At 74.1% G+C, this 25,854-nt stretch carries 22 protein-coding genes; 9 read left to right on the plus strand and 13 right to left on the minus strand.

Annotated elements, in window-relative coordinates; genetic code table 11:
- Positions 1–27: 27 nt before the first annotated feature.
- On the plus strand, positions 28–1,260 hold the full coding sequence (locus tag VR894_RS14375) for an exonuclease SbcCD subunit D (RefSeq protein ID WP_324652609.1): 1,233 nt from the start codon (positions 28–30) through the stop codon (positions 1,258–1,260).
- Positions 1,260–4,259 (plus strand): SMC family ATPase, encoded by a 3,000-nt coding sequence (locus tag VR894_RS14380; protein ID WP_324652611.1) that lies wholly within the window; start codon positions 1,260–1,262, stop codon positions 4,257–4,259. The genes VR894_RS14375 and VR894_RS14380 overlap by 1 nt, the downstream gene beginning before the upstream one ends.
- 24 nt (positions 4,260–4,283) lie before the next feature.
- Here the strand turns inward: VR894_RS14380 and VR894_RS14385 are convergent, their stop codons facing one another.
- The 3 genes from VR894_RS14385 to VR894_RS14395 form a co-directional block, all read right to left on the minus strand.
- Positions 4,284–4,766 carry a DUF6912 family protein gene (locus VR894_RS14385; RefSeq protein ID WP_324652613.1) on the minus strand — a complete coding sequence of 161 codons (483 nt, stop codon included), beginning with the start codon at positions 4,764–4,766 and terminating at the stop codon, positions 4,284–4,286.
- Between the two features lie 90 nt (positions 4,767–4,856).
- Positions 4,857–6,152, minus strand: a complete 1,296-nt coding sequence (locus tag VR894_RS14390) for a hypothetical protein (protein WP_324652615.1) — start codon at positions 6,150–6,152, stop codon at positions 4,857–4,859.
- The gene (locus VR894_RS14395) at positions 6,149–6,796 is read right to left on the minus strand and encodes a hypothetical protein (protein WP_324652616.1); all 648 of its coding nucleotides are present in this window, start codon (positions 6,794–6,796) and stop codon (positions 6,149–6,151) included. The genes VR894_RS14390 and VR894_RS14395 overlap by 4 nt, the downstream gene beginning before the upstream one ends.
- 140 nt (positions 6,797–6,936) lie before the next feature.
- Between VR894_RS14395 and VR894_RS14400 the strand changes: the two genes are divergently transcribed.
- Positions 6,937–7,152 carry a helix-turn-helix domain-containing protein gene (locus VR894_RS14400; RefSeq protein ID WP_324652617.1) on the plus strand — a complete coding sequence of 72 codons (216 nt, stop codon included), beginning with the start codon at positions 6,937–6,939 and terminating at the stop codon, positions 7,150–7,152.
- Positions 7,153–7,161: 9 nt separating this feature from the next.
- Here the strand turns inward: VR894_RS14400 and VR894_RS14405 are convergent, their stop codons facing one another.
- Entirely contained in the window at positions 7,162–7,671 is a 510-nt protein-coding gene (locus tag VR894_RS14405) for a DUF2642 domain-containing protein (protein ID WP_324652619.1), read from the minus strand.
- A 158-nt stretch (positions 7,672–7,829) separates the two neighbouring features.
- Here VR894_RS14405 and VR894_RS14410 point away from each other — a divergent pair, with 158 nt between their 5' ends.
- A complete protein-coding gene (locus tag VR894_RS14410) occupies positions 7,830–8,657 on the plus strand; it encodes a LysM peptidoglycan-binding domain-containing protein (RefSeq protein WP_324652620.1) in 828 nt (275 codons plus the stop codon).
- Between the two features lie 10 nt (positions 8,658–8,667).
- Complete coding sequence (locus tag VR894_RS14415) at positions 8,668–9,153, plus strand: Rv3235 family protein (protein ID WP_324652622.1); 486 nt, start codon at positions 8,668–8,670, stop codon at positions 9,151–9,153.
- 88 nt (positions 9,154–9,241) lie between these two features.
- Here the strand turns inward: VR894_RS14415 and VR894_RS14420 are convergent, their stop codons facing one another.
- The 9 genes from VR894_RS14420 to mtrA all read right to left on the minus strand — a co-directional run bounded on the left by VR894_RS14420 (position 9,242) and on the right by mtrA (position 21,494).
- Positions 9,242–9,859 carry an FMN reductase gene (locus VR894_RS14420; RefSeq protein WP_324652624.1) on the minus strand — a complete coding sequence of 206 codons (618 nt, stop codon included), beginning with the start codon at positions 9,857–9,859 and terminating at the stop codon, positions 9,242–9,244.
- 25 nt (positions 9,860–9,884) lie between these two features.
- Entirely contained in the window at positions 9,885–11,072 is a 1,188-nt protein-coding gene (locus tag VR894_RS14425; protein ID WP_324652626.1) for an LLM class flavin-dependent oxidoreductase, read from the minus strand.
- 176 nt (positions 11,073–11,248) lie between these two features.
- Positions 11,249–14,257, minus strand: a complete 3,009-nt coding sequence (gene secA / locus VR894_RS14430; RefSeq protein WP_416380851.1) for a preprotein translocase subunit SecA — start codon at positions 14,255–14,257, stop codon at positions 11,249–11,251.
- A 134-nt stretch (positions 14,258–14,391) separates the two neighbouring features.
- Entirely contained in the window at positions 14,392–15,621 is a 1,230-nt protein-coding gene (locus VR894_RS14435; protein WP_324652630.1) for a winged helix-turn-helix domain-containing protein, read from the minus strand.
- A 73-nt stretch (positions 15,622–15,694) separates the two neighbouring features.
- Positions 15,695–16,345 (minus strand): ribosome hibernation-promoting factor, HPF/YfiA family, encoded by a 651-nt coding sequence (hpf, locus tag VR894_RS14440; RefSeq protein WP_324652631.1) that lies wholly within the window; start codon positions 16,343–16,345, stop codon positions 15,695–15,697.
- A gap of 152 nt (positions 16,346–16,497) precedes the next feature.
- Positions 16,498–17,289, minus strand: coding sequence for a ComF family protein (locus tag VR894_RS14445; protein WP_324652632.1), 792 nt, complete (start codon positions 17,287–17,289; stop codon positions 16,498–16,500).
- Between the two features lie 149 nt (positions 17,290–17,438).
- Complete coding sequence (locus VR894_RS14450) at positions 17,439–19,154, minus strand: LpqB family beta-propeller domain-containing protein (protein WP_324652634.1); 1,716 nt, start codon at positions 19,152–19,154, stop codon at positions 17,439–17,441.
- The gene (mtrB, locus tag VR894_RS14455) at positions 19,151–20,806 is read right to left on the minus strand and encodes an MtrAB system histidine kinase MtrB (RefSeq protein WP_324652636.1); all 1,656 of its coding nucleotides are present in this window, start codon (positions 20,804–20,806) and stop codon (positions 19,151–19,153) included. The genes VR894_RS14450 and mtrB overlap by 4 nt, the downstream gene beginning before the upstream one ends.
- Positions 20,807–20,810: 4 nt before the next feature.
- Entirely contained in the window at positions 20,811–21,494 is a 684-nt protein-coding gene (gene mtrA / locus VR894_RS14460; RefSeq protein WP_324652638.1) for an MtrAB system response regulator MtrA, read from the minus strand.
- A 126-nt stretch (positions 21,495–21,620) separates the two neighbouring features.
- Between mtrA and VR894_RS14465 the strand changes: the two genes are divergently transcribed.
- The 4 genes from VR894_RS14465 (at position 21,621) to VR894_RS14480 (ending at position 25,793) form a co-directional block, all read left to right on the plus strand.
- Positions 21,621–22,859: a glycerophosphoryl diester phosphodiesterase membrane domain-containing protein gene (locus tag VR894_RS14465; protein ID WP_324652640.1), complete on the plus strand. Its 1,239-nt coding sequence runs from the start codon at positions 21,621–21,623 to the stop codon at positions 22,857–22,859.
- Positions 22,856–23,536, plus strand: a complete 681-nt coding sequence (locus VR894_RS14470) for a DUF4129 domain-containing protein (protein ID WP_324652642.1) — start codon at positions 22,856–22,858, stop codon at positions 23,534–23,536. Before VR894_RS14465 ends, VR894_RS14470 begins: the two co-directional genes overlap by 4 nt.
- A complete protein-coding gene (locus tag VR894_RS14475; protein WP_324652644.1) occupies positions 23,533–24,729 on the plus strand; it encodes a DUF4350 domain-containing protein in 1,197 nt (398 codons plus the stop codon). The genes VR894_RS14470 and VR894_RS14475 overlap by 4 nt, the downstream gene beginning before the upstream one ends.
- Positions 24,730–24,797: 68 nt before the next feature.
- Positions 24,798–25,793, plus strand: coding sequence for a MoxR family ATPase (locus VR894_RS14480; protein WP_324652668.1), 996 nt, complete (start codon positions 24,798–24,800; stop codon positions 25,791–25,793).
- Positions 25,794–25,854: the final 61 nt, after the last annotated feature.

Genomic DNA, 25,854 nt, shown 5'->3' on the forward strand with positions numbered 1-25,854 from the left:
GTCGGTGGCCGCGGTTACCGTCGGGACATGCGCATCCTGCACACCTCCGACTGGCACCTCGGGCGCACACTGCACGGGGTGGACCTGGTCGAGCACCAGGCTGCGTTCCTCGACCACCTCGTCGAGGTCGTGCGCGCGGAGCAGGTCGACGCCGTCCTCGTCGCCGGTGACGTGTACGACCGCGCCATCCCGCCCGTCGTCGTCGTCGACCTCCTCACCGACGCGCTGCTGAGGCTCACCGAGCTCACCCGCGTCGTCCTCACCCCCGGGAACCACGACTCCGCCACCCGCCTGGGATTCGCCGCACCCCTCTTCCGCGACCGCCTCACGGTCCGGGCCCGCGTCGAGGACCTCGCGACCCCCGTGGAGCTCGCGTCGGCGGACGGCGGGTCCGCCGCGCTCGTCTACGCCCTGCCCTACCTCGACCCGGACACCACCCGCCACCGGCTCGCCGGTCCGCCCACCGAGGACGACGGCGACCCCGCGCTGCCTGCGCGGTCCCACGAGGCGGTGGCCGCGGCAGCGATGCGCCGGGTGCGGGATGACCTCGGCCGCCGCCGGGCCGACGGTCCACGGCGCCCCGCAGTCGTCATGGCCCACGCCTTCGTCGTCGGCGGGGAGGCCTCGGAGTCGGAGCGCGACATCCGGGTCGGTGGCGTGGACTCGGTGCCGCTGTCCGTGCTCACCGCGGGAACCGCCGACGACGTCGCACCCGACTACCTCGCCCTGGGACACCTCCACGGACCGCAGCGTGTCGGTCCTGCCCTCACCGACGGGCAGCGCGGTCCCCTGGCCCGCTACTCCGGCTCCCCGCTCGCCTACTCCTTCTCCGAGATGCACCACACCAAGTCCAGCGTGCTCCTCGAGCTCGGCGCCGACGGTGTCGAGCACGTCGAGCTCGTGCCCACGCCGTGCCCGCGGCGGCTCTCGGACGCCACGGGCACGCTCGAGGAGCTCCTCTCCGCCCGCTTCGACGCCCAGGCGGCTGACTGGGTGCGCGTGGCCGTGACCGACTCCGCCCGCCCGCGTGACCTCTACGCCCGGGTGAGGGCGCGCTTCCCGCACGCGCTCGTCGTCCAGCACCGGCCCGCCGTGCCCCTCACCGGAGGCCCCCCGCGCGCCGTCACGGCGGCGCGCGACCCGCTCGAGGTGGCCGCCGAGTTCGTCCACGACGTCACCGGAGCCGCCCCGAGCGCGACGGAGGCGGCCGTGCTGCGAGCGGCGTACGAGACCGCGCTCGCAGCGGAGAGGAGCGCCTGATGCGCATCCACCGTCTCGCCCTCGAGGCCGTCGGGCCTTTCGCGGAGCGGCACGAGGTCGACATCGACCAGCTCTCCGCAGGCGGCCTCTTCCTGCTCGAGGGGCCCACGGGAGCGGGCAAGTCGACCCTCATCGACGCCATCACCTTCGGGCTCTACGGCACCCTGGGCAGCCCCGCGCGGGACGACCGGCTCCCCTCGGCCCACGCTCGCGGAGTCGAACCGGTCATCGAGGTCGTCTTCTCCACCGGTGCGGGGGTCTTCCGGGTGCGGCGCACCCCGGCGTTCCAGCGTCCCAAGCGACGCGGTGAGGGGACGACCAAGCAGAACGCCACGGCGCGGCTCTGGCGCCTGGAGTCGGCCACGGACGAGGGCGGGGAGCCGCTCGCGACCTCCGCCCAGGAGGTCGGCACGGAGATCCGGCACATCGTGGGCCTCGACCGGGTCCAGTTCACGCAGACCGTCGTCCTGCCCCAGGGACGCTTCGCCACGTTCCTGAGGGCCAAGCCGGACGAGCGCGCCGTCGTGCTCCAGGACGTCTTCGGCACCGCGATCTACCAGCAGGTGCAGGACAGGCTCACGGAGATGGCGCGCGCCGCGAGACGCGCGGTGGCCGACGCGTGCCAGGAGGTCACCACCGCCGTCGCGACCTTCACCTCGCTGCTGCCCGAGGAGGACCCCGCCGTCCCCACCCTCCGGCAGGCCGCCGAAGAGCTCGACGCCGCCACTCTCGAGGAGGTCACCGCGTCGATCCTCGCGCGCGCCGCGGAGGAGGAGCGCACCGCCGAGGCCTCGAAGGAGGAGGCCCGGGCCGCCGAACGCGCCGCCCAGGCCGTTCTCGACGCGCAGCGGGACCTGGAGCAGCGTGTCCGCCGCCGCCGCTCCCTGCTGGCGGAGCAGGCGACCCTGGCCGAGCGGGAGGCGGCCGTTGCAGCCCGCCGCGAGGAGCTGACCGCTGCCCGCCGGGCCGCCGAGGCCGCCGGTGCGCTGCGCAGCCACGAGGCGGCGCAGGCCGCGGTGGCCGACGCCGACCGGGCGCTGGCGGAGATCTGCGGCGCCACCTCCTCCGGCCCGGACGCCGACCTCAGCGAGCTCGAGCTCGCGGACGTCACGGGTGTCTGCGACCAGCTGACCGCCGAGCTGGGCGGGCTCGTCGACCTCCGCCGGCTCGAGACGACGTTGGCCGCTCGCGCCGTGGCGCTCGACCAGGAGGAGGACGCGCTCGGCGCCCGGCGCACGGCGCTCGCGAGCCGGCGGCTCGACCTCGCTGCCCGCCCCGTCGAGCGGGAGAAGCTCGCCACGGCACTGGACCGCATCCAACGGGCCGCCCTCACCGTCCCCGCCGCCGAGTCCGCGGCCGCGAACCGCCGTGCCGTGCGCGATGCCGCCCGCGCGGTCGAGCACCGCCAGGGTGAGCTGGAGTCGGCCGAGCGCGCCGTCGCCGCCGCGGCCCTCGGCGCGACCACGGCCGCCGACGAGGAGCACGCCGTACGTCGACGCTGGATCGCCGGGATGGCCGGGAGTCTCGCGGCCGAGCTGCGGCCCGGGTCGCCCTGCTCCGTGTGCGGCGGCACGGAGCACCCCGCGCCCGCGCCCCGCTCCCCCGAGGACGCCACCGCCGAGGACGTCGAGGCCGCCGCGGAACGTCGGCAGCAGGCAGAGAGCGTCCTCACCGCCGCCCGTGAGGAGCGGGCGCAGGCCCAAGCTCGCCTCCGTGCAGCGCATGACGCCGCCGGTGGCGCGACACTCACCGAGGCCGAGGAGGCCCTGGCAGTCGCGGAGCAGGACCTTGCCGACGCACGTCAGGCCGTTCACCTCGCGGAGCTGCGGCAGCGGGAGCTTGCCGCGTTCGACGCCGACACCGAGCGCCTCCGGGACGGCGTCGCCCAGGAGGACACCGCCGTCGCGACCGTGACGGAGCAGCTGCGGGGCGTCCGGGCATCACTCGACGCGGACCGCGCCCGCTGCCGTGGCGCGGCGGCCGACGCCCCGAGCGTCGCCGAGCGGGTCCACCGGCTCGAGGGCCGGCTCGAGGTCGCGCAGCGCCTCGTCCGCGCCCGCGAGGCGCAGCACGAGGCCGGCCGACGCCGGCGGGAGGCGCTGGACACGCTCGCGCAGGCCCTGGAGGACACCGGCTTCGCCGGCGCCGCCGAGGCGGCCGCCGCCCGGCTGCCGGCCGCGCGGATGGCCGAGCTCGAGCGTGAGGTCGCGGACCATGCCACCGCGACCTCACGGGTCCGCGACGGCCTGGCTGAGGCCGCGATCGCCGCCCTCACGGGCGAGGAGGTCCCCGCGGTGTCGGCGGCCGAGGCCGCGCACGAGGAGCGTCACGCCGCGCTCATCACCGCGACCGAGGCAGCGGGCCGTGCCACCGACGCACACGCCCGCCTGCACCGCTGCAGGTCCTCCCTCGTCGGTGTGCTCACGCGCCACCGCACGGTGACCGAGGAGTCCGCACCGGTCCTGCGGATGGGCGAGCTCGCCGCGGCCGGCGAGGGCAACGCCAGGTCCACCACGCTGTCCACCTACGTCCTGCTCCGCCGCTTCGAGGACGTCGTCGCCGCGGCCAACGAGCGGCTCGCCGCGATGTCCGACGGCCGGTACGCGCTCCACCGCATCGACGAGCGGGAGGGACGCACGCGCAAGGCCGGGCTCGGTCTCGCCGTGCACGACCACGTCACCGAGGCGTCCCGCGACCCGCACACCCTGTCCGGTGGTGAGACCTTCTACGTCTCGTTGTGCCTGGCCCTCGGGCTCGCGGACGTGGTCACCAGCGAGGCCGGAGGGATCTCGCTCGACACGCTCTTCGTCGACGAGGGCTTCGGGTCCCTGGACCCACACACCCTGGACGGGGTGCTGGGTGAGCTCGGGCGGCTGCAGGCCGGCGGACGCGCCGTCGGCATCGTCAGCCACGTGAGCGAGCTCAAGGAGCGGATCGCCGAGCGCATCGAGGTCCGCCGGACACCCTCGGGGGCCTCGACGCTGACCGTGCGTGCCTGATCCGCTGCGCGCAGCCGCCCGGTGTCACCGCCGGAGCTCGCGCGCCAGCACCTCTCGCTCGACGATGTCGTGCCAGAGCAGGTCGTGCTCGGCGGCGCGGTCGAGCGCGTCGTCGTCGTCCACGGCCGCCGCGACGTCCTCGGTGGCCGCCGGACCGTCGACGTGGATGCTCGCCACGTCCGCCCACGGCACCGTCATCCGGACGTCGACGGCACTGGGGAGCTGGTCGTCACCCACCCGCCACGGGCGTGCCCGCTCGGGGACGACGACAGCCGACTCGGAGATGTCGGCGGCGATGACGACCCTGCGCGGCACGGCAGAGGAGGACGCTCGCAGGTGGACGATGCTCTCGTCCGCAGCGGCCATCATGGCGGTGGCCTCGAGGGCTTCCTCCTCCTCGTCGGGCAGGGCGCGGCGCAACTCGGCGGTCACGGCGTGTCCCCAGCGCGGCGGGACCCCTGCCGGTCGGCTGAGGTCGGCGCTCGTGGCCGGGAGATAGATCCGCATAGCGGCATTCTCCCGCACCGGACACCGAACCCGCCTCCTCCCGCGCCGAGGAGCGACCGATGATCACGTCCGCCACCCGTGGGCAGGTCGTCACCGGGCCCCTGCCGGCGGTCCAGCGGGCGCGGCCGTGCGGCGCCCGCCCCGACGGCGACCACGCCCGGGTCGGCGCGCCACCGGAGATCCGAGGAGGCGGTCCGCCAGCTCCTGCACCGCGGCACGCGAGCGGCTGCCCGGCGCCACCTCCGCCAGCACGGCACCGCGCAGGACGGCGCGGTCGTGTGCGGGGCGGTCGTCCGGGACGAGCAGCGGGTCGGTGACCCCGGCGAAGCGTGCGAGGGACTCGATGACGGCCTGCTCGGGGTTCGCCCCCGCAGCGGAGCCACGCACCCGGTTGACCACGACGATCCGCTGCGCGTGAGGCACGCACACCCCCGCCTCGGTGAGCTCCTGGAGGGCCATGACGAGGCGGTGCATCCCGACCGGCTCGGCCGCGCCCACGACGACGACGACATCGGCGGCGGCCAGCGCGGACAGGGTCGCCTGGTGCCGTCTCGGCGCCACCCCGGCGGCGAAGCCTCCGGTGGGGTCGTCGATCCCGGCACCGACGTCGACGACGCTCCACTCGGCGAGCGCCCGCGCCCCGTCCCACACGACGTCGAGTGACGCCGCGGGCAGCTCACGCCACCGGTCGGCGCGGGTGAGGCCGCTGAGCAGCCGCGGACCTCGTCCCACCCGGCGCGCGAGGGACCGTAGCGCGTCGGCGTCGAGCCGCCCGTCCCCGGCCAGTCGCGCCGCGGCCGCGATGCCGGCCGTCTCGTCGAGGACGCCGAGCGCCTGGGTGACGCTCGGGGCCTCGGTGTCCGCGTCCACGAGGAGCGTGCGGGCGCGGCCCGACAGCTCGTGGGCGAGGTTGACCGCGACGGTGGTCCGCCCCGGAGAGCCACGCGGCCCCCACACGACGGCGAGGCGACCCCGCGGAGCCGACGCGTCCTCGGCCGGGGTCTCGGGCGGCGGCCCCGCCGGCTCGTCGGGACGCTCGCTGCGGGCCAGGTCCCCCACGACGCCCGCCCACTCGCGCGCGCCGAGCTCGGCCTCGGTGACGACGGACGCCCCCAGCGCCCGGCAGCGGGCCACGTCCTCCGCGGGCGCCACGACGACGGTACGGACGCCCGCTCCCGCGAGCCGGCGCAGCACCGGCCGGTCCACCCCCGCAAGGTCGGCCGAGATCACCGCGACCGAGCCGAGCCCGGCGAGCCCGGCGGCCACCACCTCGGGCACGTCCGCGCACCGGCGTACCACCTGCAGCCCGGTGTCCGGGGCGTCGAGCAGCGAGACGAGCTCCGCCTCCTCGGGCCCCGTCAGCGCCAGCAGCACGCCGGTCGTCACGGGCCGCCGCCGGGCACCGGAACGACGACGATCTCCCCGTCGCCCGCGAGCGCACCGAGCACCGCGGGCAGGGCACCCTGGGGCACGAGGACCTGCACAGCCGACCCTCCCGCTCCCGCGAACAGGGTGTCGGTCTCGAGCAGGTCGGCGACGACGAGGCTCTCGGCGAGCACCTCCGGGGCCTGCGGTTCGGCGTCCTCCGGCTCCCCCGGCGCCGAGGGCATCGTGAGCCACAGGTCGACGACGGCACCCTCGACCACCCCGCTCGGCGGTGTCCCGCTCATCGGGACCACGACGGGGCGCACGTCGACGTCGGCGGCCCTGCCGACGGCGCCGGCGGGGACGAGCTCGCCGGCTCCGACCACGCGGGTGACGACCGCATCACCAGGCAGATCGGCGTCGGCGGAGAGGTAGGTGTCGCCCAACCCGTCCGGCCGGACCGCCTGTGCGCGCAGCTCCGCGTCGGCGAGCCGGTCGCCCGGGGTGAGCGCCTCGACCGCGACGAGCACGTCGGTGGTGCGATCCGCCCGGGCGACCGCCCAGCTGCCGAGCGCGACCGAGGCAGCGACGAGCAGGATCCCGACCCCCAGCCGCGGGTCCCGCCAGCCGGGGCGCCGCAGACGCTGCGCGCCGTCCTCGCTCATCGGGCTCCCCCCTCGACGTGCTTGGGCCTATGGTGCCCCCTCCGCGCCTGTCGTGGGCAGGTTCTCCACAGCGATGTGCCGCGTCCTCGTTGTGCACAGCCTGCGGCGACGGCGCTGCAGGCGGTGAGAGACTGTGGGGCATGGCCCGCTTCCTCACGCTCGCGGACGTCGCCGAAGAGCTCTCGATCTCCGTCGCTCAGGCTCGCTCACTCGTCCGGTCCGGCGAGCTGCCCGCGATCCAGGTCGGTGGGCGCGGGATGTGGCGCGTGGAGGCCGTCGTCCTCGAGGACTACATCCAGCGCCAGTACGCCCGCACACGGTCGGTCGTCGCGGGCGCGGAGGAGCCCACCGACTGACGCCCTCGCTCAGGGCGTGAGCACGGCGAGGACGTGCGCGAGGGCCACGGTGACGGTGGTGCCGGTGTCGGTCTCGGCGTCGACGTGGTCGGCCGCGACGCGCGTGATGGTCCCGCGGTAGTCGCCCGCCGTCGTCCGGACGACCACGGCGGAGCCCTCCCTGGCCAGCGCGCGCAGCACGTGCGTCAGGCGCAGCCGCCGCTCGACCACGGGCGCCCGGGGGGCCGCGTGCCCCAGTGACCGAGCCGCGACGACGGACGCCGCGGGCACCAGGACCCGCCGCGAGCCGTCGGCGACGAGCAGCCACTGGACCGCGACGTCGACCACGGTGCCATGGACGTCGCTGCCGTCGGCCAGCCGGAGCGTGACGTCCTGCCCGTGCCGGGCGCGCAGGCGGTCGATGAGCGGGACCTGTGCCATCTCGGCCTCGGTGAGGTCGAGGACCTCCTCGTCGTCGACAGCACGAGCCGCCTGCGCGAACTGGTTCTCGAGGTCGTCGAAGAGGGACTCCCAGCGCATGGCCCCACGGTAGTGGCGCCCAGACGGGCGCGACCAGGCGCCGTCCACATCCCTCGCCGGCCCACTGGACACGCGGGCGCGGCGGCAGCACGATGTGTGCCACAGCACATCAAGCGTCATCAAACAGCATCAAGCGTCACCATCCGAGGAGCCGAGCGATGTGGATCCTGGGGTCCGCCACCCTCGCACCGCCCTGCCTGGCCACCGCCTGGTTGCTCGGCACCTGGGCAGCGGAGATCCTCGGCCGAGCGCCGTCCCGCGTCGAGGACGTGGTGGCGGCTGGAGCGGCGACCACCGGGGCGCTGGTCGCACTCTGGTACGGCGTCACCGCCCTCATGCTGCTGCTCGCCGACCTCCTGCTTCCCAGCAGGTTCACCCGGCCGGCGGCGGGGCGCCTGCGAGCCGTCGTCGGCCGCGTCGGCGCTCCCGTCCTGCGCCGCGCCGCAGTGGTGGGTGTGGGGGCGGGACTCGCGCTGGCGGGCCTCCCGGCGGCCGCGGGCGCGCTGGACCCGCCCGCACCCGCAAGCCCGTCAGCGCCGCCGTGGTCGGACGACGCCGTCCCGCTCGACCTCCGGCCCGGACTCGTCCCCCTCGAGCGGGACCTTGCGCGAGACCGTCCCGGCGACCCCGACGCGACCGACGCGGGCACCTCGCCGTCGACCGCCCGGAGCCCTGCACCCGTCCCGCCGCTCGCCGCGGACGAGCCGGCCGTCGGCACGGAACGTCCACCGGCCGCCGGCCCAGACACCGTCCGCGCCGAGGTGGTCCGGTCCGGGCCTGCCGACGCGGGCACGGCCACCGTCGGCCACCACGTCGTGCGCCCGGGCGACTCGCTGTGGGCGATCGCCGCGACGCACCTCGGCGGGTGCGCGACTCCCTCGGAGGTCGCGGCCGAGTGGCCGCGGTGGTACCAGACGAACCGCACCGTCATCGGCGCGGACCCCGACCTCATCCACCCGGGCCAGACGCTCCTGGCCCCCGACTGAAGGACACGACATGACCGCCCAGACGACGCTCGCACCTCCCGCGGTCCGCCCCGCAGCCCCGGCACCGGCGCGCGGCCCGGATGCCACCCGCACCTGGGACAGGGTCCGCTTCAGCGCCGAGACGCCGGCCGAGGCCGTCGACCCGTCACCGAGCGACCTCGCCGGCCTTCCCCCGGTGGCGCCGTGGGCCGCGACGCTCGCGCGGGCCGCCGTCGAGGTGCTCACCGGCAGCCGTCCGACGGCGCAGCTCGCCCGCTGGCTCAGCGCGGAGCTCTACGAGTCGCTCGCCCGGCGTGCCGGCCTCGCCGTGCGGGTGCTCGGTCGGCCGGACCCCGCGCTGTGCGCCCGGGTGCGCCGGGTGCGGTGCTGCGAGGTCCGGCCGGGAGTGCACGAGGCAGCCGTCGTCGTGCACGACGGCGTACGGATCCGGGCGGCGGCCGTCCGGGTCGAGTGCCATCGCGGGCGGTGGCGGGCCACCGCCCTGGAGATCGGGTAGCCACCGGTGCTGGTCCGGCCACGCCCGGCCGCACGCCGCACCGGCGCCAGAGCGCCGCCGGCGCCTCACCGGAGGTGCTCCCGCCCGGTCAGCGGCCGAGCAGCTCCGCGAACGACGGGACGTCGGCGAACTCGTCGGGCACCTCACCCGACTCGGGACGGCCGGCGATCTTCTCCGCCAGCTCGGTCCCCGCCCGACGGATCCGGCTCGGCAGCGGGTTGACGTCGTCCCCCTCGCCTGCCCAGTCGTCCGTCGCGGCGAAGACAGCGGTCGTCACGACGTCGGCGTGCAGGTAGGTGAACACCGGGCGGATCGCGTACTCGGTGGCCAGGGAGTGGCGCGGCGTGCCGCCGGTCGCCCCGATGAGCACCGGCATGTCGGTGAGTGCGTCCTTGTCGACGACGTCGAGGAAGGACTTGAAGAGGCCGGAGTAGCTGGTCGTGAAGATCGGCGTGACGGCGATGAGTCCGTCGGCACCCGTGACGGTCTCCAGCACCCCACGCAGGTCACCGGTCGGGAAGCCGGTAAGCATGGCGTTGGTGACGTCGTGCGCGACGTCGCGCAGCTCGAAGGTCACGACCTCCGCCTCGACGCCGCGCTCGGCCAGCGCCGCGGTCGCGGCACCGGCGAGCCGGTCGGCGAGCATGCGGGTGGAGGAGGGCCGGCCGAGACCGGCCGACACGACGGCAATGGTGCGTGTACTCATGAGGGTTCCTTCCTGCGGGTCGTGTTCAGCGGCCGAGAGAGGCGCCGCGTGCGGCGGTCGCGGCGGCGTCGTCCTCGGCGGTGCGACCGGTCCAGCGGTCCTCGCCGGCGACGTGCTGGCCGGCGGCCGTGCCGTCGGCTCGCGCCTGCGCCACCCGCTGGGCGTGGCTCGGCGGGTCGGAGGGCACGTGGGCCGGGCGGCTGGACTCGTTGATCTCGCGCAGGGCCGGCACGATGTCCTCGGCCAGGATGTCGATCTGCTCGAGCACGGTCGTGAGCGGGAGCCCGGCGTGGTCGATGAGGAAGAGCTGGCGCTGGTAGTCGCCCACGTGCTCCCGCATCGTCGCGTAGCGGTCGATGATCTGCTGCGGGGAACCGACCGTCAGCGGCGTCTGGCTGGTGAAGTCCTCCATCGAGGGCCCGTGCCCGTACACCGGTGCGTTGTCGAAGTACGGGCGGAACTCGTTCCACGCGTCCTGCGAGTTCTTCCGGGCGAAGAACTGGCCGCCGAGCCCGACGATCGCCTGGTCCGCCCGGCCGTGGCCGTAGTGCTCGTAGCGCTGGCGGTAGTACCGGACCATGCGCTCGGTGTGCTCGATGGGCCAGAAGATGTTGTTGTGCAGGAGGCCGTCGCCGTAGTAGGCGGCCTGCTCGGCGATCTCCGGGGTACGGATGGACCCGTGCCACACGAAGGGCGGCACGCCGTCGAGCGGGCGGGGCGTGGCGGTGAAGCCCTGCAGCGGGGTGCGGAACTTGCCCTGCCAGTCCACGACCTCCTCCTCCCACAGCCGGCGCAGCAACGCGTAGTTCTCGATCGCCAGGCTCACGCCCTGACGGATGTCCTTGCCGAACCACGGGTAGACCGGCCCGGTGTTGCCGCGACCCATCATGAGGTCCATCCGGCCCTCGCTGACGATCTGCAGCATCGCGTAGTCCTCGGCGATCTTCACCGGGTCGTTCGTCGTGATGAGCGTGGTGGCCGTGGACAGGGTGATGTTCTTCGTCCGACCGGCGAGGTAGCCGAGCATCGTCGTCGGCGAGGACGCCACGAACGGCGGGTTGTGGTGCTCGCCGGTGGCGAAGACGTCCAGCCCCGCCTGGTCGGCGTGCTCCGCGATCCGGAGCATCGCCCGGACCCGCTCGGTGTCGTCCGGGGTGCGCCCCGTCGTCGGGTCGGTCGTGACGTCGCTGACCGTGAAGATTCCGAACTGCATGGAGACAACCCCTCAGATCGATGCATTTGCATGTACATCGACCCTAACGAGCCCCGGCCACGGAGTATTCCGCGACCGGTGAGGCATGGCTCACCCGGACGAACCGCCGGACCGGCGCCGCAGGGCGGGAACGACTCGGCCGCCGGCCCCGTGGGGACCGGCGGCCGGGCAGTGGGTCAGCGGCGCTTCTTGGCGGCCTTGGCGGCGCGGCGCCGGGCCTCGCGGTTCCCGCTGCCGGAGGCGGCAGCCTCCACGGCCGCGTCACCGCTCCCGGCGGCCTTGCCCTTGGCACCCTCGGTGCGCACCGTCGTGCGGTTGTCACCGTCGGCCGACGGTGCGGAGTAGGTCAGCGCCGAGGGCCGCTGCGGCTCGTCGAGCCCGACGATCTGCGGGCCGCCACCGAACGCGGACGGCGTGTCCTCGGCCTTCGCGGCCTCGCGCGCCGCGGCGGCGAGCTCTGCTCCACCACCCCGGTTGGCGGTCACCGACTTGGCACCCGCCCTCCGGCCGCTGACCTTGGCCGCGTCCTGTGCTGCTGCGCCGTCGCCTGCCGCGCCCTCGCGAGCGGCACCGCCACCCGCCGCACCCTCAGGCGCCGCGCCGTCACGTGCGAGGCCGTTCCCGGCCGTCGCACCCAGACGCGCGCCGGCGGCGGTCTGCGCCGCGGCGTCGGCCGTCACCCCGGCTGGCGCCTGCCCGTCGGGCTCACCGGGCTGCTGGACCTTGACCTCGAGGTTGAACAGGTACTGGACCGCCTCCTCCTTGATGCCCTCATTCATCGCCTGGAAGAGCTGGTAGCCCTCGCGCTGGTACTCCACGAGCGGGTCGCGCTGGCCCATCGCCCGCAGGCCGATGCCCTCCTTGAGATAGTCCATCTCGTAGAGGTGCTCGCGCCACTTGCGGTCGAGCACGGAGAGCACGACGCGCCGCTCGAGCTGGCGCATGACGTCCGGGGTCAGCTCCTCCTCGCGGCGCTGGAAGGCGAGGTGGATGTCGGAGCGCAGCTCCTCGACGAGCATCTCGGCGGTGAGCCGGTTCTGGCCGCCGGCCTCCTCGATGACGTCCTCGGCGGTGATCGACACGGGGTAGAGCGCCTTGAGCTCCGTCCACAGCGCGTGCAGGTCCCACTCACCCGAGTCCGGCGCCAGCGTGTACTCGCGCACGAGCGAGCCGACGACGTCGTCGAGGAAGCCCTGGACCTGCTCCTGCAGGTCCTCGCCCTCGAGCACCCGCCGGCGCTCGTCGTAGACGACCGTGCGCTGCCGGTTGAGGACGTCGTCGTACTTGAGGACGTTCTTGCGGATCTCGAAGTTGCGCCCCTCGACCTGCGCCTGCGCGGAGGCGATGCCCCGGGAGACGATCTTCGCCTCGAGCGGCATGTCGTCGGGGTAGGCGGAGCCGTCCATCACCCGCATGGCGAGCCCGGAGTTGAACAGCCGCATGAGGTCGTCCTCCATCGACAGGTAGAACCGGGACTCACCCGGGTCGCCCTGCCGGCCGGAGCGGCCACGGAGCTGGTTGTCGATGCGGCGGGACTCGTGGCGCTCGGTGCCGAGGACGTACAACCCGCCGAGCTCGACGACCTCCTCGTGCTCGGCGGCCACGGACCGCTTGGCCTGCTCCAGGACCTCGGGCCAGGCCGCCTCGTACTCCTCCGGGTTCTCCTCCGGGTCGAGGTCGCGCTGACGCATCGCCTCCACGGCCAGGTGCTCGGCGTTGCCGCCCAGCATGATGTCGGTCCCGCGGCCGGCCATGTTGGTGGCGACCGTGACGGCGCCCTTGCGGCCGGCCATGGCCACGACGGTGGCCTCTCGCGCGTGGTTCTTCGCGTTGAGCACCTCGTGCGGGACGCCCTTGCGCTTGAGCAGCGCCGACAGCGCCTCGGACTTCTCCACGCTCGTCGTGCCGACGAGGACCGGCTGGCCCTTGGCGTGGCGCTCGACGATGTCCTCGACGATCGCCTTGTACTTCGCCTGGACGTTCTTGTAGATGAGGTCCGACTGGTCGATGCGCTGCATCGGCCGGTTCGTCGGGATCGGCACGACGCCGATCGAGTACGTGCTGGAGAACTCGGCGGCCTCGGTCTCGGCCGTACCGGTCATGCCGGACAGGGTGTCGTAGAGCCGGAAGTAGTTCTGCAGCGTGATCGTGGCCAGCGTCTGGTTCTCCGCCTTGATCTGCACCCCCTCCTTGGCCTCGATGGCCTGGTGCATGCCCTCGCTGTAGCGGCGCCCGGCCAGCACGCGACCGGTGTGCTCGTCGACGATGAGGACCTCACCGTCCTGCACGATGTAGTCCTTGTCGCGCTTGAAGAGCTCCTTGGCCTTGAGCGCGTTGTTGAGGAAGCCGATGAGCGGGGTGTTGAGCGACTCGTAGAGGTTCTCGATGCCGAGGTAGTCCTCGACCTTCTCGATCCCCGGCTCCAGCACGCCGACGTTGCGCTTCTTCTCGTCGACCTCGTAGTCGGTCTCGCGCTTGAGGCGTGTCGCGAGGCGGGCGAACTCGGCGTACCACTTGTTCGAGTCGCCGGACGCGGGCCCGGAGATGATGAGGGGGGTGCGGGCCTCGTCGATGAGGATGGAGTCGACCTCGTCGACGACGGCGAAGTTGTGGCCACGCTGGACGAGCTCGGCGGTGGACCACGCCATGTTGTCGCGCAGGTAGTCGAAGCCGAACTCGTTGTTCGTGCCGTACGTGATGTCGGCCGCGTACTGCGCTCGCCGCTCGTCGGGCCGCTGGCCGGAGAGCACGACACCGGTGGTCAGCCCGAGGAAGCGGTAGACGCGCCCCATGAGCTCGGCCTGGTAGCCGGCGAGGTAGTCGTTGACCGTGACGACGTGCACGCCCTTGCCGGTGAGCGCGTTGAGGTACGCGGGCAGGGTCGCGACGAGCGTCTTTCCCTCACCGGTCTTCATCTCGGCGATGTTCCCGAGGTGCAGCGCGGCACCACCCATGATCTGGACGTCGAAGTGTCGCTGCCCGAGCGTGCGCTGGGCGGCCTCCCGCACGGTGGCGAAGGCCTCCGGCAGGATCTCCTCCAGCGTCTCGCCGGCGGCTAGTCGCTCCTTGAACTGGTCCGTCTCGGCCCGCAGCTCGGCGTCGGTCAGGCCGCTGACGGTCTCCTCCAACGCGTTGACCTGGTCGGCGATCGCGGACAGCTGCTTGAGGATCCGCCCCTCGCCCATGCGCAGGATCTTGTTGAGGATTCGCACGCGGTTCCACTCCCGGTTCGACAGTCGGCGCCGCTGCACGGCGTCGGGCGCGCAGACTCCGCGCACGCCTGCCGTCCATCGTAAGCGTCCTGGCTCGCCCGCCGAAGTCAGTCGAGTTCCGCCCGGAGCGGACGCGCCAGGTCACCACCCGCGTCGTCGGCGACGACGACGGCGTCGGCCCCCAGCCAGGTCGCCATCGTCGTGAGCTCTGCGGCCAGCTCCCCGACGACGACGGCACGCCCGGGCCACGTCGACCGGCCGGCGGGCTGCTCCGCGACGGCGGACCGCACGAGGAGCCGCCCCGCCCGGCGGTCGTGCTTGAGGTCCACCCACCCGACGAGCTGGTCCCCGAGGAGGAAGGGCAGCCCGTAGTAGCCGTGCGTGCGCCGGTCGGCGGGCGTGTAGATCCCGATCCGGTAGTGCATGCCGAAGAGCTCGAGGAGGCGGCGCCGCTCGAAGACGAGGGGGTCGAAGGGGGCGAGCAGGGCCCGGGCCGCCGTCCGGCGCGGGACGCGGGCCCCGACGTGCAGCCACGTGGGGCGGTCCCACCCGGTGACCGTGACGGGCACCAGCTCACCGGAGTCGACGAGCTCGGTGACGGCCTGCTGGGTGGCGCGGCTGCCGAGCCGGAAGTAGTCGGCGAAGCAGCGCACCGTGCCGATCCCGTGGGCGCGGGCGGCGATGCGGATGAGCTCGCGGGTGGCGTCCTCGGGCGCCGGTGGGGACAGCGAGCGGACGTGAGGGGGCAGCACCCGCTCGGTGAGGTCGTAGACCCGTTCGAACTGCGCGTTGCGGCGGGCGGCGGTGAGCTCGCCGGCGTCGAAGAGGGTCTCGAGTGCCACCTTGGCCGCGCTCCACCGCCACCCCCACCCGTCGGAGCGCTGGGCGTGGTGGTCCTCGACGTACGCCTCGACGGCCCGGCTGGTGAGCGGGCCGCGCTCGGCGACGATGTCCCGCACCGCCCGCAGCAGGCCGGGGTGACGCTCCTCCAGCGCCACCGGGTCCATCCCGGCCCAGCGCCGTCGGGTCCAAGCGACGAGCGGGAAGGTCGTGACCGGGACGAAGGAGGCCTCGTGCGCCCAGGCCTCGACGATGCGCCGGGGTGCCCGGCCCGCGGCACGGTCGACGAGCGCGGTGTCGTAGGGCCCCAGGCGCGCGAAGAGCGGGAGCAGGTGCGCCCGGGCGAGCACGTTGACCGAGTCGATCTGGAGAAGCCCCAGCCGCTCGACGGTGCCGCTGACGTGCCGCATCACCACGACCGGGGGGCGCGGGCGGTCCAGGCCCTGCGCCGCGATCGCGATGCGGCGTGCCTGGGTGAGGCTCAGCGTTCGTGTCATGGGCGCAGCTCGACCGACGCGGCGACGGCGGGCCACCGCTCCACGGAGCCGCGACCCGCCGTCGTCGAGGTCGTCAGGCGGTCGCCTCCTGCTGGGCGGCGTGCACCTCGACGTTCAACCGGATGATGCCGTAGGTCCACCCGTGCCGGTGGTAGACCGCGCACGGCTGCATGGTCTCCTCGTCGATGAAGAGGAAGAACGGGTGACCGACGAGCTCCATCTCGTACAGGGCCTGGTCGATGCTCATCGGCACGGTGTCGTGGAGCTTCTGCCGGACGATGACCGGCGAGTCACCGAGCTGCGCCTCCACGGCCACCCCGGGCTCGGTCGGCGGGGTGGGAGCGTGCGGCAGCTCCTCCTCCACCGGCTCCGCCAGCGTGTCGGGGACCGCGGCCGGGGGCGTGGGGCCCCCGCGGCGGTGGTGGTTCTTGCGCCGGTCACGCGAGCGCCGGAGACGCTCGATGAGCTTCGCCGTTGCCAGGTCGAGCGCCGCGTACCGGTCGTCCGCAGCCGCCTCGGCGCGGATGATCGGCCCTCGGTCAACCACCGTGAGCTCGACCTTCTCAGCCCGGTCTGCCAACCGCGGGTTCTGCTCGCGGGTGATCTCCACCTCGATGCGGTGTGCGCGCGGCGCAAGCTGCTCCACCTTGAGGAGCTTCTCCTCCAGGTGGGTGCGGAAGCGGTCCGCCACCTCGGTGTTACGGGCAACAACAGCGATGTCCATGGTGACCTCCGTAGAGAGAGTGAAACCTGGTCGGTTTCTCATGCGTCCCGCCGGCTCGGGCGGGTGAGGAAGTGGTGTGGCACCTCCTTCCCTCGGAGCTCGCCGGCCCCCGACGTCCGTCGGCGGGGCGAGAGTGCGTCCATACACGAACGTTAGTCGACGTTCGCCGGGGCGACCTGCGTTGTTGGTCCCACGCGCCCCGGAGGCGGCGTCGCGGCGAGCACGAGGGCCCCGGCGACCCGCGCGCCGGCGCGGGTCAGCACCCGTGCGCAGGTGGCGAGCGTGGCGCCGGTGGTGAGGACGTCGTCGACGAGCACGACGACGTCCTCCCGGCCCGGCGGGGCCAGCAGACGCACGCCGGACGTGCGGTTGCGGGCGCGGGCGCGCGCCCCGAGCCCGGTCTGGTGGGCCCGTCCACCGGACCGTCGCAGGGCGTCGACGGACCGCACGCTGCGCCCGGCCTCCATCGCCCCGGACACTGCGATCCCGGCGGCGACGGCGTCGGCCAGGTCAGCGGCGACGAGCAACCCGCGTGTCCGTCGCCTCCACCCCGACGGTGCGGGCATGACGACGACGTCACCGTCGAGCAGCAGGTCGGGGTCGTGCGCCCACACCTGGGCGCCGCGCCGGGCCCGGTCGAGCAGCACCCGCCCGACGTCCGCGCGGCCCGTCCGCTTCCACGCGAGGACCAGTCCGCGGACCGGTCCGGCGTAGTCGGCGAGCGACCACACCGGCAGGAGGGGCCCGGCGTCGCCCGGGAGACTGAGCATGGGGGCGTCCCGGTCGCTGCGGACCGGGGTGAGGGAGACGAGGTCCCGGCACCCGGGGCAGACCGCGACGTCCCACGCCCCACAGCCCGCACAGTCGGTGGGAAGCACGAGGGAGAGCCCGTCGGCGACCGCACGGACCCACCGTGCCCGGGCCGAGGGCGAGCGTTCGGGCATGCCCCCAGGCTGCACCGCCCGTCCGCGCACTGTGGGCGCCGCCACCGACGACGAGTGGCCGGCGGCTCCGCACCGGCCTGGGGAGCAGCGCCGACGGCCGGGACGGTCGTGGTGCGCGTCGCGCGCGGCGCCCGGCCGCGCCAGGGGATTCAGCCCGGGTACGCCGGGTCGTAGACGTCCGTCGCGGCGAGCGTCCAGCCCAGGCCGTTGCGCTCGTAGAGCTCTCCCGCCGCCGTGCCGACCACGAGCGTCCGGTCCCCGGTGGCCGCGGCGACGTTCGTGGCGTCGGGGACCGCGGGCAGCTCGGTGGTCGGCCCACCGATGGTCACGAGGTGCACGGCGGGCGCCGAGTCCGCCCCGCTCGAGCCGAGCACCCCGATGGTCTGCTCGTCGACCCAGGTGACCGCCAGCGCGGTGGTGAGCGACTCGCCGATCCGGACCGGCTCACCGAGCGCCACCGGCCGTGCGTCGCTCTCGCGGAGCACGGCGGCGACCTCGACGTGGGAGATGCCGTCGCTCTCCCAGACGACGACGGCGCGGGTCCCGTCGCGGGAGACCCTCAGTGAGCGGACGGTCGCGTCGTCGAGCCAGCTCGCGTTCACGTCGCTCGCCCGACCGTTGGGCAGGAACGCCTGGAGTGAGCCGTCGCTGATCCGTGGCGTCGTCCAGATCCAGCCGTGCCGGTCGATCGACGGGGCGACGAGGTTGTCACCGGTCGCGAGGACGACGCCGTCGTCGTCCCCGGGGAGGGTGACCAGCCGGTCGGTGCCGTCGAGGACGACCGGGCGACCGGGCGCGTCGTCGTACGGCAGCGCCGGCATCCGCGGGTCGGCCGCGAGGCCCGAGCCGGTCAGCGGCACCAGGTCCGAGCCGGTGAAGCGCTGGGGCTGCCCCTCGGCGATGACGACGGGGTTGCCCGTGACGTAGGGGTTGCGGAGCAGGGACGGCTGATCGGCGTCGACCGGCAACGGGCTGCCGCCGACGGTGACGTTCACCGACTGGACCGCGGGGACCGACCGCAGCGACGCCTGGAGCTGGGCGACCATGAGGCTGCGCTGGGCGCCGTCGATCGAGAGCGGCTCGGACGAGAGGTCGAGCTGCGCGACGCCGTCGGTCACGGTCACCGAGTCCTCGACGAGGCGCGTCCCGGTCGGGAAGGCGGTCGCCACCCCTCCGGCGAGCCACGGTGAGGGCCCCTCGAGGAGGTGGCGGGCGATGAGTGTCGCGGCACCGCGGTCGGGGTACCAGCGCGTCTCCGGCACGAGCGCCTCGTTGTCGGGACTGAGGAAGTAGAGCTTGTACTGGCCGTACTGGGCCGCGAAGTCGGCGGGTGAGATGAGGATGCCGTCGTCGAGGTCGACGATCCGCCACTGCCCGTCCCGTGTGCGGGCCAGCGTGAAGTCGAGGTCGATCTGCGTGTCCGGGGCCGCCTCGGTGTACCGGCCCTGCGCGTCGATGCTCGCGGCGGCGGTGGCGCTGGCTCGCACCGCGCCGTCGTCGGCCTGGGAGTAGGTGATGTCCCGGGCGGTGAACACCCGCACCTGGGCGCGCGGGTTCCAGGTCTGGGCCGCCGGACCGGCGAGGTACTCCCGGGCGACCGCGAACTCGTCGCTGCCGCCAGCCGCGACAGCACGGAGGAAGCCCTGGACGATCTGGTTCGCCGTGGCGCCGGGGGTGGGTCCGTAGGCGATGAGGGCGACCGAGCTGTCCTCGGGGAGGACGGGGTCCGCCGCGTTCACCGGCCCCGAGTCCGGGATGCCGGCGCAGCCGACGAGCGCCAGGACGGCGGCGACGAGGCCCCCGACGACGCGCGTCCGCCGGCGCCCTCTCGTCCACCGGCCGTCGTGCGGCGCCCGGGCGCTCATCGGCCCCCCATGCTCTCGAGGTCCGGCAGGGACGCGGGGTCGGTGGCGTCCGGCGTCGGTTCCGGTGTCTCGCCCGGTGGGTACAGCGGCAGCGGGGACACGGCGACGACGTACCCGGCGCGGCGCGGGAGGGTGAGCCGGAAGGCGGCGCCCTCCCCCGGCCGGCCCCACGCCTCCAGCGTGCCGCCGTGCAACCGTGCGTCCTCCAGGGAGATCGACAGCCCCAGCCCGGTGCCTCCGGTGGTACGTGCCCGTGCGGGGTCCGCCCGCCAGAACCGGTCGAAGACGCGTCCGGCGGCCTCCGGCGTCATGCCGGCGCCGTGGTCGCGCACGACGACGGCCACCGCTGTGTCGTCGACACCCACCGAGATGTCGATGGGCTCGCCCTCCCCGTGCTCGACGGCGTTGACGAGCAGGTTGCGCACGATCCGCTCGACACGCCGGCCGTCGATGTCGGCCGTGCACGGCCGACCCGGGCCGGTGATCGTGATCTGGGACCCGGCACGCTCGGCGAGCGGCGCGGCCAGCTCGACGGCGCGCGCGACGATGTCCTGCAGGTCACGTTCCTCCACGTCGAGCAGTGCGGCACCGGCGTCGAACCTGCTGATCTCCAGGAGGTCGGCGAGCATCTGCTCGAAGCGGTCGAGCTGGGTCTGCAGCAGCTCGGCGGAGCGGCGGATGGCCGGCACGAAGCTCTCCCGGTTCGCGTGCAGGACCTCACTCGCCATGCGGATGGTCGTCAGCGGCGTGCGCAGCTCGTGGGAGACGTCGGAGACGAACCGCTGCTGCAGCCGGGAGAGCTCGGCCATGCGCTCGATCTGGTGCTGCAGGCTCTCCGCCATCTCGTTGAAGCTGCGCCCCAGGGTGGCGAGCTCGTCGGTGCCCCGGACGTCGAGCCGCTCGTGGAGCAGCCCGTCGGCGAGCCGCTCTGCCGTGCGCGCGGCCTGCCGGACGGGCCCCAGCACCCGCTGGGCGATGAACCACGTCATGGCGCCGAGGAAGATGAGGAGCACGACGGCACCGGCGGCGAGCACCTGGTTGACGAGGGTGAGCGTCTCCTCCTCCGGGCCCAGGGTGTAGACGGTGTAGAGCTCGTGGGTGCCGACGACCGGCAGGTTGACCTCTCCACCGACGATGATCGCGGGACCGCCGCCCATCGCGAGCGGCAGGGAGATCGACTGCCAGTGCTGCCCACCCTCCGCGACCGCCCGACGCATCTCGTTCGTGAGGACCGACTTGTCGAGCAGCCGTTCGTCGATGACCGCCTCGTTGATGAGCACCTGCGCGGTCTCGGAGGGGCTGCGCAGCAGCATGGTCCCGACGACGCCGCCCCCTGTCCCCTGGCTCCTCGCGACGAGCTCGTTGGCCAGCTGCTGCACCTGCGGGCCGGTGTTGGCGATCACCGCGTCGAAGGACTGCTGGGCGGAGCGGGTGCGGGCCGAGGCGTCGGTGAGGATCTCGTCGCGGCGCGAGTCGAACAGCCCGTCGCGGATCGTCACGTTGACGACGGCGCCGAGCAGGATGAGGGCGGCGACCCCGACGAGGACCGTCAGCGTCGACACGCGTAGGCGCAGCGAGGAACGCCACCGGTCGACCGCGCGCCCGAGCCCCCCGCCGGGGCGGGTGTCGAGGTCCTGCGGGCCTGCGCTCATCGACTCACCGCTGCGCGCTACCCGCCCGGTAGCCCACCCCACGGACGGTCACGACGACCTCGGGGTTCTCCGGGTCCTTCTCGATCTTGGCGCGCAGGCGCTGGACGTGGACGTTGACGAGCCGCGTGTCGGCGGCGTGGCGGTAGCCCCAGACCTGCTCGAGGAGCACCTCGCGGCTGAAGACCTGCCACGGCTTGCGCGCCAGCGCCAGGAGGAGGTCGAACTCCAGCGGGGTGAGCGCGATCGGCTCCTCCCCGCGCGTGACCTGGTGGCCGGCGACGTCGATGGACAGGTCCCCGATGGCCAGCCGCTCGGTCTGCGGGCCGGTGGTGCCGCGCAGGCGCGTCTTGACCCGGGCGACGAGCTCCTTGGGCTTGAACGGCTTGGGGATGTAGTCGTCCGCGCCTGCCTCGAGCCCGGCGACGACGTCGATCGTGTCCGACTTCGCGGTGAGCATGACGATCGGGACGCCCGACTCCGCGCGGATGAGGCGACACACCTCGATCCCGTCCAGGCCCGGCAGCATGAGGTCGAGCAGCACGAGATCGGGCTGCTCGGCGCGGTACATCTCCAGCGCCTGGGGGCCGTCGGGGCACACCACGGTGTCGAAGCCCTCGCCCTGCAGGACGATTCCGATCATCTCGGCGAGCGCAGTGTCGTCGTCGACCACGAGAATTCGAGCGTTCATGGCCACTATCGTCGCACTGACCGCGGCAGATCCGGTGCGCCGCTGGTCATGTCGCGTGCCGTGGGTCCGCACGTGCACAGGATCGGACGTGACACGATGACCGCTGAACCAGAGCGGGAGGGATCGATGAGCCAGCAGCCAGGCGCCGACGGCCACGAGTCATCCGGGCAACAGTCCCCCGGTGTCCCGCCCGCACCGCCGCCGGACCAGTACGGGCAGTACGGCCAGTACGGCACCCCGCCACCCCCCGCACCGGACCAGTACGGGCAGTACGGCACCCCGCCACCTCCGGCACCGGACCAGTACGGGCAGTACGGGCAGTACGGCCAGTACGGCACCCCGCCACCCCCCGCACCGGACCAGTACGGGCAGTACGGCCAGTACGGCCAGCCACCGGGGACCGGGGGCTACTACGGCGCCGGCTTCGTCCCGGTGCCCTCGGCTGTCCAGCCGGGGATCGTCCCGCTGCGGCCGCTGACCCTCGGCGAGATCTACGACGGTGCCTTCCGCGCCATCCGCAGCAACCCGATGGTCATGTTCGGGCTGGCGATCATCGTCGTCGGGGTCGGGGCGATCGTCCAGCTCGGCTTCACCGCGGCGTTCGTCGGACGCATCGAGCGCGCGGCACAGGCCGGCGTCGCCGACGTCGACGCGTTCTTCAGCGTCGGGACCTTCGCCGGCCTGCTCCTCAGCTCTGCTGCCGTGAGCCTGGCGACCCTCATCCTCGAGGGGCTGGCGATCATCTCGGTGAGCGAGTCGGTCATCGGGCGCAAGGTCAGCCTGGGTGAGGTCTGGCGGCGCGCGCGCGGCCGACTGTGGCGACTGGTCGCCCTGTCCCTCCTCCTCGGCGCGGCCGGCATCGCGGCGGTCGCCGCGGCCACCGTCGCCGTCGTGGGGCTGTCGGTGGCCCTGGTCGAGGCAGGCGGCGACAACTGGGCGCTGCTGTTCGTCCTCGTGCCGGTGCTCTTCCTCGCGCTGCTCGTCCTCCTCGCCTTCATCGCTGTGCGCACGATGTTCGCGCCCTGCACGATCATGTTGGAGGGCACGGGCGTGTTCGCGTCGATCGCCCGCTCCTGGCGGCTGACCAAGGGCCATTTCTGGCGCCTCTTCGGGATCATGCTGCTCACGGTCGTCCTCGTCGGGATCCTCGTGAGCATCCTGTCGGTGCCCTTCTCCATGGTCGGCACCATCTTCGCCACCGACGGGTTCATGGTCCCGCTCGTCCTCTCCTCGATCGGGCAGCTCGTCGGCTCGGCCCTGTCCATCCCCGTCATGGCCGCCGTCCTCGCCCTGCTCTACGTCGACGTCCGGATGCGCAAGGAGGGCCTGGACGTCGAGCTCGCCCGCGCGGCGCAGGCCGGATGAGCGCAGCGCACGTCGCCCGGTGGGCCGGTGTCCCGGTGGAGCCGGACGCCGAGGAGGCGCGCCGTTGGGCGCAGGACGAGCTCTCCCGCAGCGTGTACAGCACCGAGCCGAGCCTGCTCGAACGGCTGTGGACCTGGTTCCTCGAGCAGCTCCAGCGCCTCACCGAGATCGACGCGAGCGCCCCGGCGAACCTCGTGCCCGTCATCGTCGTGGTCGGTGCCGTCGCGCTCCTCGCCGTCGCCCTGTACCTGGCCGGTCCGGTCCGCACGCGCCGTCGCCGACGTCCCGGCCGCGGCTCGCACGCGGTCTTCGACGACGAGCACGCCACCAGCGCCGACCTCGCCGCGGCAGCCGACGCGGCCGCCGCGCGCCGTGACTGGGCGCTCGCCGTGCTCATGCGCTTCCGCGCGATCATCCGATCGCTGGACGAGCGCACGGTGCTCGACGACCGGCCAGGGCTCACCGCTCACGAGGCGAGCGACGCCGCTGCGCAGCGACTGCCCGACTGCGCCGCCGAGCTGAGGTGGGCCGGCCGCCTGTTCGACGACGTCTGCTACGGCTCCGCCGCCCCCGGGCCCGCGGAGGACGCCCGCCTGCGTGAGCTCGCCTCCGCGGTCGTGCGCAGCAGACCGGTGAGCCCGCCGGCCGCCGGCGCGACGTGGGTGGTGGCCCGGTGACCGTCACGTCGGACGTCGACGCCCAGAGCACCGCCGGCACCGAGGCCGGGGACGGCGGGACCGCTCGGCGGGCGGCCCGAAGGCAGCGCCTCTTCCTCGTCGTCGCCGCGCTCGTCGCCGTCGCCGCCGTCGTCGCGATCATCGTGGGTCGCGGTTCCACGTCGGGCGTGCCGCTCGCCCCGGACAACCCCCGGCCCGGCGGCGCCCAGGCCGCCGCGACCATCCTCGAGGAGCGGGGAGTACGGGTCCGCACGGTCTCGACGACGGACGACGTCGTTCGGGTCGCGCGGCCGGGCACGACTCTCCTCGTCACCGCCACCGGCCGGCTCGACGACGCCCAGCTCGCCGCGGTCCGCGACACGGGCGCCGACCTCGTCATCACGCAGATGACCTTCCTGCCGGACCTCGCGCCCCTCACCGACCGGGTCGAGCCCTCCCCCGCCGGCAGCCCCGCACCCGTCCCCGCGCGGTGCGACGACCCCCACGCGACCGCTGCCGGGGAGGTGTCCCGCAGCACCGGGGCCGTCCTGCCCCTGAGCGACGACGTCGAGCTGTGCTTCCCCACCGCCGACGGTGCCGGCGCGCTCGCCACCTGGCAGCAGGACGGTCGTCGCGTCGCGGCCCTCGCCGACGGGTCGCTGCTGAGCAACGAGTCGCTCGCCGAGGCCGGCAACGCCGCTCTGGTCCTGCGGCTGCTCGGCTCGAACGAGGAGCTCGTGTGGTACCTGCCGACCGTCGGTGACACCTTCGGTGAGGAGGCCGACGACGGCGGTGCCGCCTCCGTCCTGCCGCCCACCGTCACCGCCCTGGGCTGGCAGCTGGCCGTGCTCGCCGCCGTCGTCGTCCTGTGGGGCGCGCGGAGGCTCGGCCGCGTCGTGACCGAGCCGATGCCCGTCGTCGTCCGCTCCACCGAGACGACCCTCGGCCGAGGGCGTCTCTACCGGCGGGCCCGCGACTACGGGCACGCGGCAGCCGGGCTCCGGGCCGGCTGCGCGACCCGCAGTGCCGCCCGGCTGGGCGTCCCGCGCTCCGCGGGCGCCGACGCCCTCGTCGCGGCGCTCGCCCGGGCGACCGGCCGTGACGAGGCCGCGGTCGGGGCGCTGCTCTACGGCCCACCACCGACGTCCGACGCCGAACTCATCCGCCTCACCCGCGAGCTCGACACCCTGGAAAGCGAGGTCCACCCGTCGTGACCACCCACCGCCCCGGCGACCAGCCCGTCCCACCCCCCGCCGGCTTCCCTCCCCCGGCCGACAGTCCGGTGGCCGCAGCACCCGTCACTCCCGCGCCGGTCCCGGCACCGGCCGAGGACTCGCCGCGGGCCCGGCTCGCCGCGCTCCGGCAGGAGGTCGGCAAGGCCGTCGTCGGTCAGGAGGCGGCCGTCACCGGCCTCGTCATCGGCCTGCTGTGCCGCGGGCACGTGCTCCTGGAGGGCGTCCCGGGCGTGGCCAAGACGCTGCTCGTGCGCACCCTCGCCGCGAGCCTGGACATGGGCACCAAGCGGGTGCAGTTCACCCCGGATCTCATGCCCGGGGACGTCACCGGCTCCCTCGTCTACGACGCGCGCACCGCGGAGTTCTCCTTCCGGGAGGGGCCGGTGTTCACCAACCTCGTGCTCGCCGACGAGATCAACCGCACGCCCCCCAAGACGCAGGCGTCGCTCCTCGAGGCGATGGAGGAGCGGCAGGTGTCGGTCGACGGGACGCCCCGTCCGCTGCCCGACCCGTTCATGGTCATCGCCACCCAGAACCCGGTGGAGTACGAGGGCACCTACCCGCTGCCCGAGGCACAGCTCGACCGCTTCCTCCTCAAGCTGCTCATGCCGCTCCCCGAGCGCGGCGACGAGATCGAGGTCCTCACCCGGCACGCCCACGACTTCGACCCCCGCGACCTCGCGGGCGCGGGTGTCCGTCCCGTGGCGGGCCCCGCGGACCTCGCGGCCGCGCGCGCGGAGGTGGCCCGCGTCCAGGTCGCGCCCGAGGTGCTCGGCTACGTCGTCGACGTCTGCCGCGCCACCCGGACCTCGCCGTCGCTGTCCCTCGGCGTCTCACCGCGCGGCGCGACGGCGCTGCTGGCGACGGCACGCGCCTGGGCGTGGCTCACCGGCCGGGACTACGTCACGCCCGACGACGTCAAGGCCCTCGCGCACGCGACGCTGCGGCACCGTGTCCAGCTGCGTGCGGAGGCCGAGCTCGAGGGCGTGACCGCCGAGACGGTGCTCGACGGCGTCCTGCGGACCGTCCCCGTCCCCCGCTGAGGCCCCGGTGCACTCCGAGAGGACCCGGTCCACGATCACCCCACCCCCGCGCCGACACCGG

Origin of the sequence: Georgenia sp. H159, from assembly GCF_035607575.1 — a bacterium.
In the GTDB taxonomy this organism is placed as follows: domain Bacteria; phylum Actinomycetota; class Actinomycetes; order Actinomycetales; family Actinomycetaceae; genus Oceanitalea.

What these genes read in the sequence shown, in the direction of transcription:
- VR894_RS14450 (WP_324652634.1), bottom strand. Translation starts at nt 19,154, where the DNA reads ATGAGCGCCCGGGCGCCGCACGACGGCCGGTGGACGAGAGGGCGCCGG.
- hpf (WP_324652631.1), bottom strand. Translation starts at nt 16,345, where the DNA reads ATGGACATCGCTGTTGTTGCCCGTAACACCGAGGTGGCGGACCGCTTC.
- VR894_RS14445 (WP_324652632.1), bottom strand. Translation starts at nt 17,289, where the DNA reads ATGCCCGAACGCTCGCCCTCGGCCCGGGCACGGTGGGTCCGTGCGGTC.
- VR894_RS14470 (WP_324652642.1), top strand. Translation starts at nt 22,856, where the DNA reads ATGAGCGCAGCGCACGTCGCCCGGTGGGCCGGTGTCCCGGTGGAGCCG.
- VR894_RS14400 (WP_324652617.1), top strand. Translation starts at nt 6,937, where the DNA reads ATGGCCCGCTTCCTCACGCTCGCGGACGTCGCCGAAGAGCTCTCGATC.
- VR894_RS14395 (WP_324652616.1), bottom strand. Translation starts at nt 6,796, where the DNA reads ATGAGCGAGGACGGCGCGCAGCGTCTGCGGCGCCCCGGCTGGCGGGAC.
- VR894_RS14420 (WP_324652624.1), bottom strand. Translation starts at nt 9,859, where the DNA reads ATGAGTACACGCACCATTGCCGTCGTGTCGGCCGGTCTCGGCCGGCCC.
- mtrA (WP_324652638.1), bottom strand. Translation starts at nt 21,494, where the DNA reads ATGAACGCTCGAATTCTCGTGGTCGACGACGACACTGCGCTCGCCGAG.
- VR894_RS14385 (WP_324652613.1), bottom strand. Translation starts at nt 4,766, where the DNA reads ATGCGGATCTATCTCCCGGCCACGAGCGCCGACCTCAGCCGACCGGCA.
- VR894_RS14410 (WP_324652620.1), top strand. Translation starts at nt 7,830, where the DNA reads ATGTGGATCCTGGGGTCCGCCACCCTCGCACCGCCCTGCCTGGCCACC.
- VR894_RS14465 (WP_324652640.1), top strand. Translation starts at nt 21,621, where the DNA reads ATGAGCCAGCAGCCAGGCGCCGACGGCCACGAGTCATCCGGGCAACAG.
- VR894_RS14405 (WP_324652619.1), bottom strand. Translation starts at nt 7,671, where the DNA reads ATGCGCTGGGAGTCCCTCTTCGACGACCTCGAGAACCAGTTCGCGCAG.
- VR894_RS14415 (WP_324652622.1), top strand. Translation starts at nt 8,668, where the DNA reads ATGACCGCCCAGACGACGCTCGCACCTCCCGCGGTCCGCCCCGCAGCC.
- mtrB (WP_324652636.1), bottom strand. Translation starts at nt 20,806, where the DNA reads ATGAGCGCAGGCCCGCAGGACCTCGACACCCGCCCCGGCGGGGGGCTC.
- VR894_RS14425 (WP_324652626.1), bottom strand. Translation starts at nt 11,072, where the DNA reads ATGCAGTTCGGAATCTTCACGGTCAGCGACGTCACGACCGACCCGACG.
- VR894_RS14380 (WP_324652611.1), top strand. Translation starts at nt 1,260, where the DNA reads ATGCGCATCCACCGTCTCGCCCTCGAGGCCGTCGGGCCTTTCGCGGAG.
- secA (WP_416380851.1), bottom strand. Translation starts at nt 14,257, where the DNA reads ATGGGCGAGGGGCGGATCCTCAAGCAGCTGTCCGCGATCGCCGACCAG.
- VR894_RS14375 (WP_324652609.1), top strand. Translation starts at nt 28, where the DNA reads ATGCGCATCCTGCACACCTCCGACTGGCACCTCGGGCGCACACTGCAC.
- VR894_RS14435 (WP_324652630.1), bottom strand. Translation starts at nt 15,621, where the DNA reads ATGACACGAACGCTGAGCCTCACCCAGGCACGCCGCATCGCGATCGCG.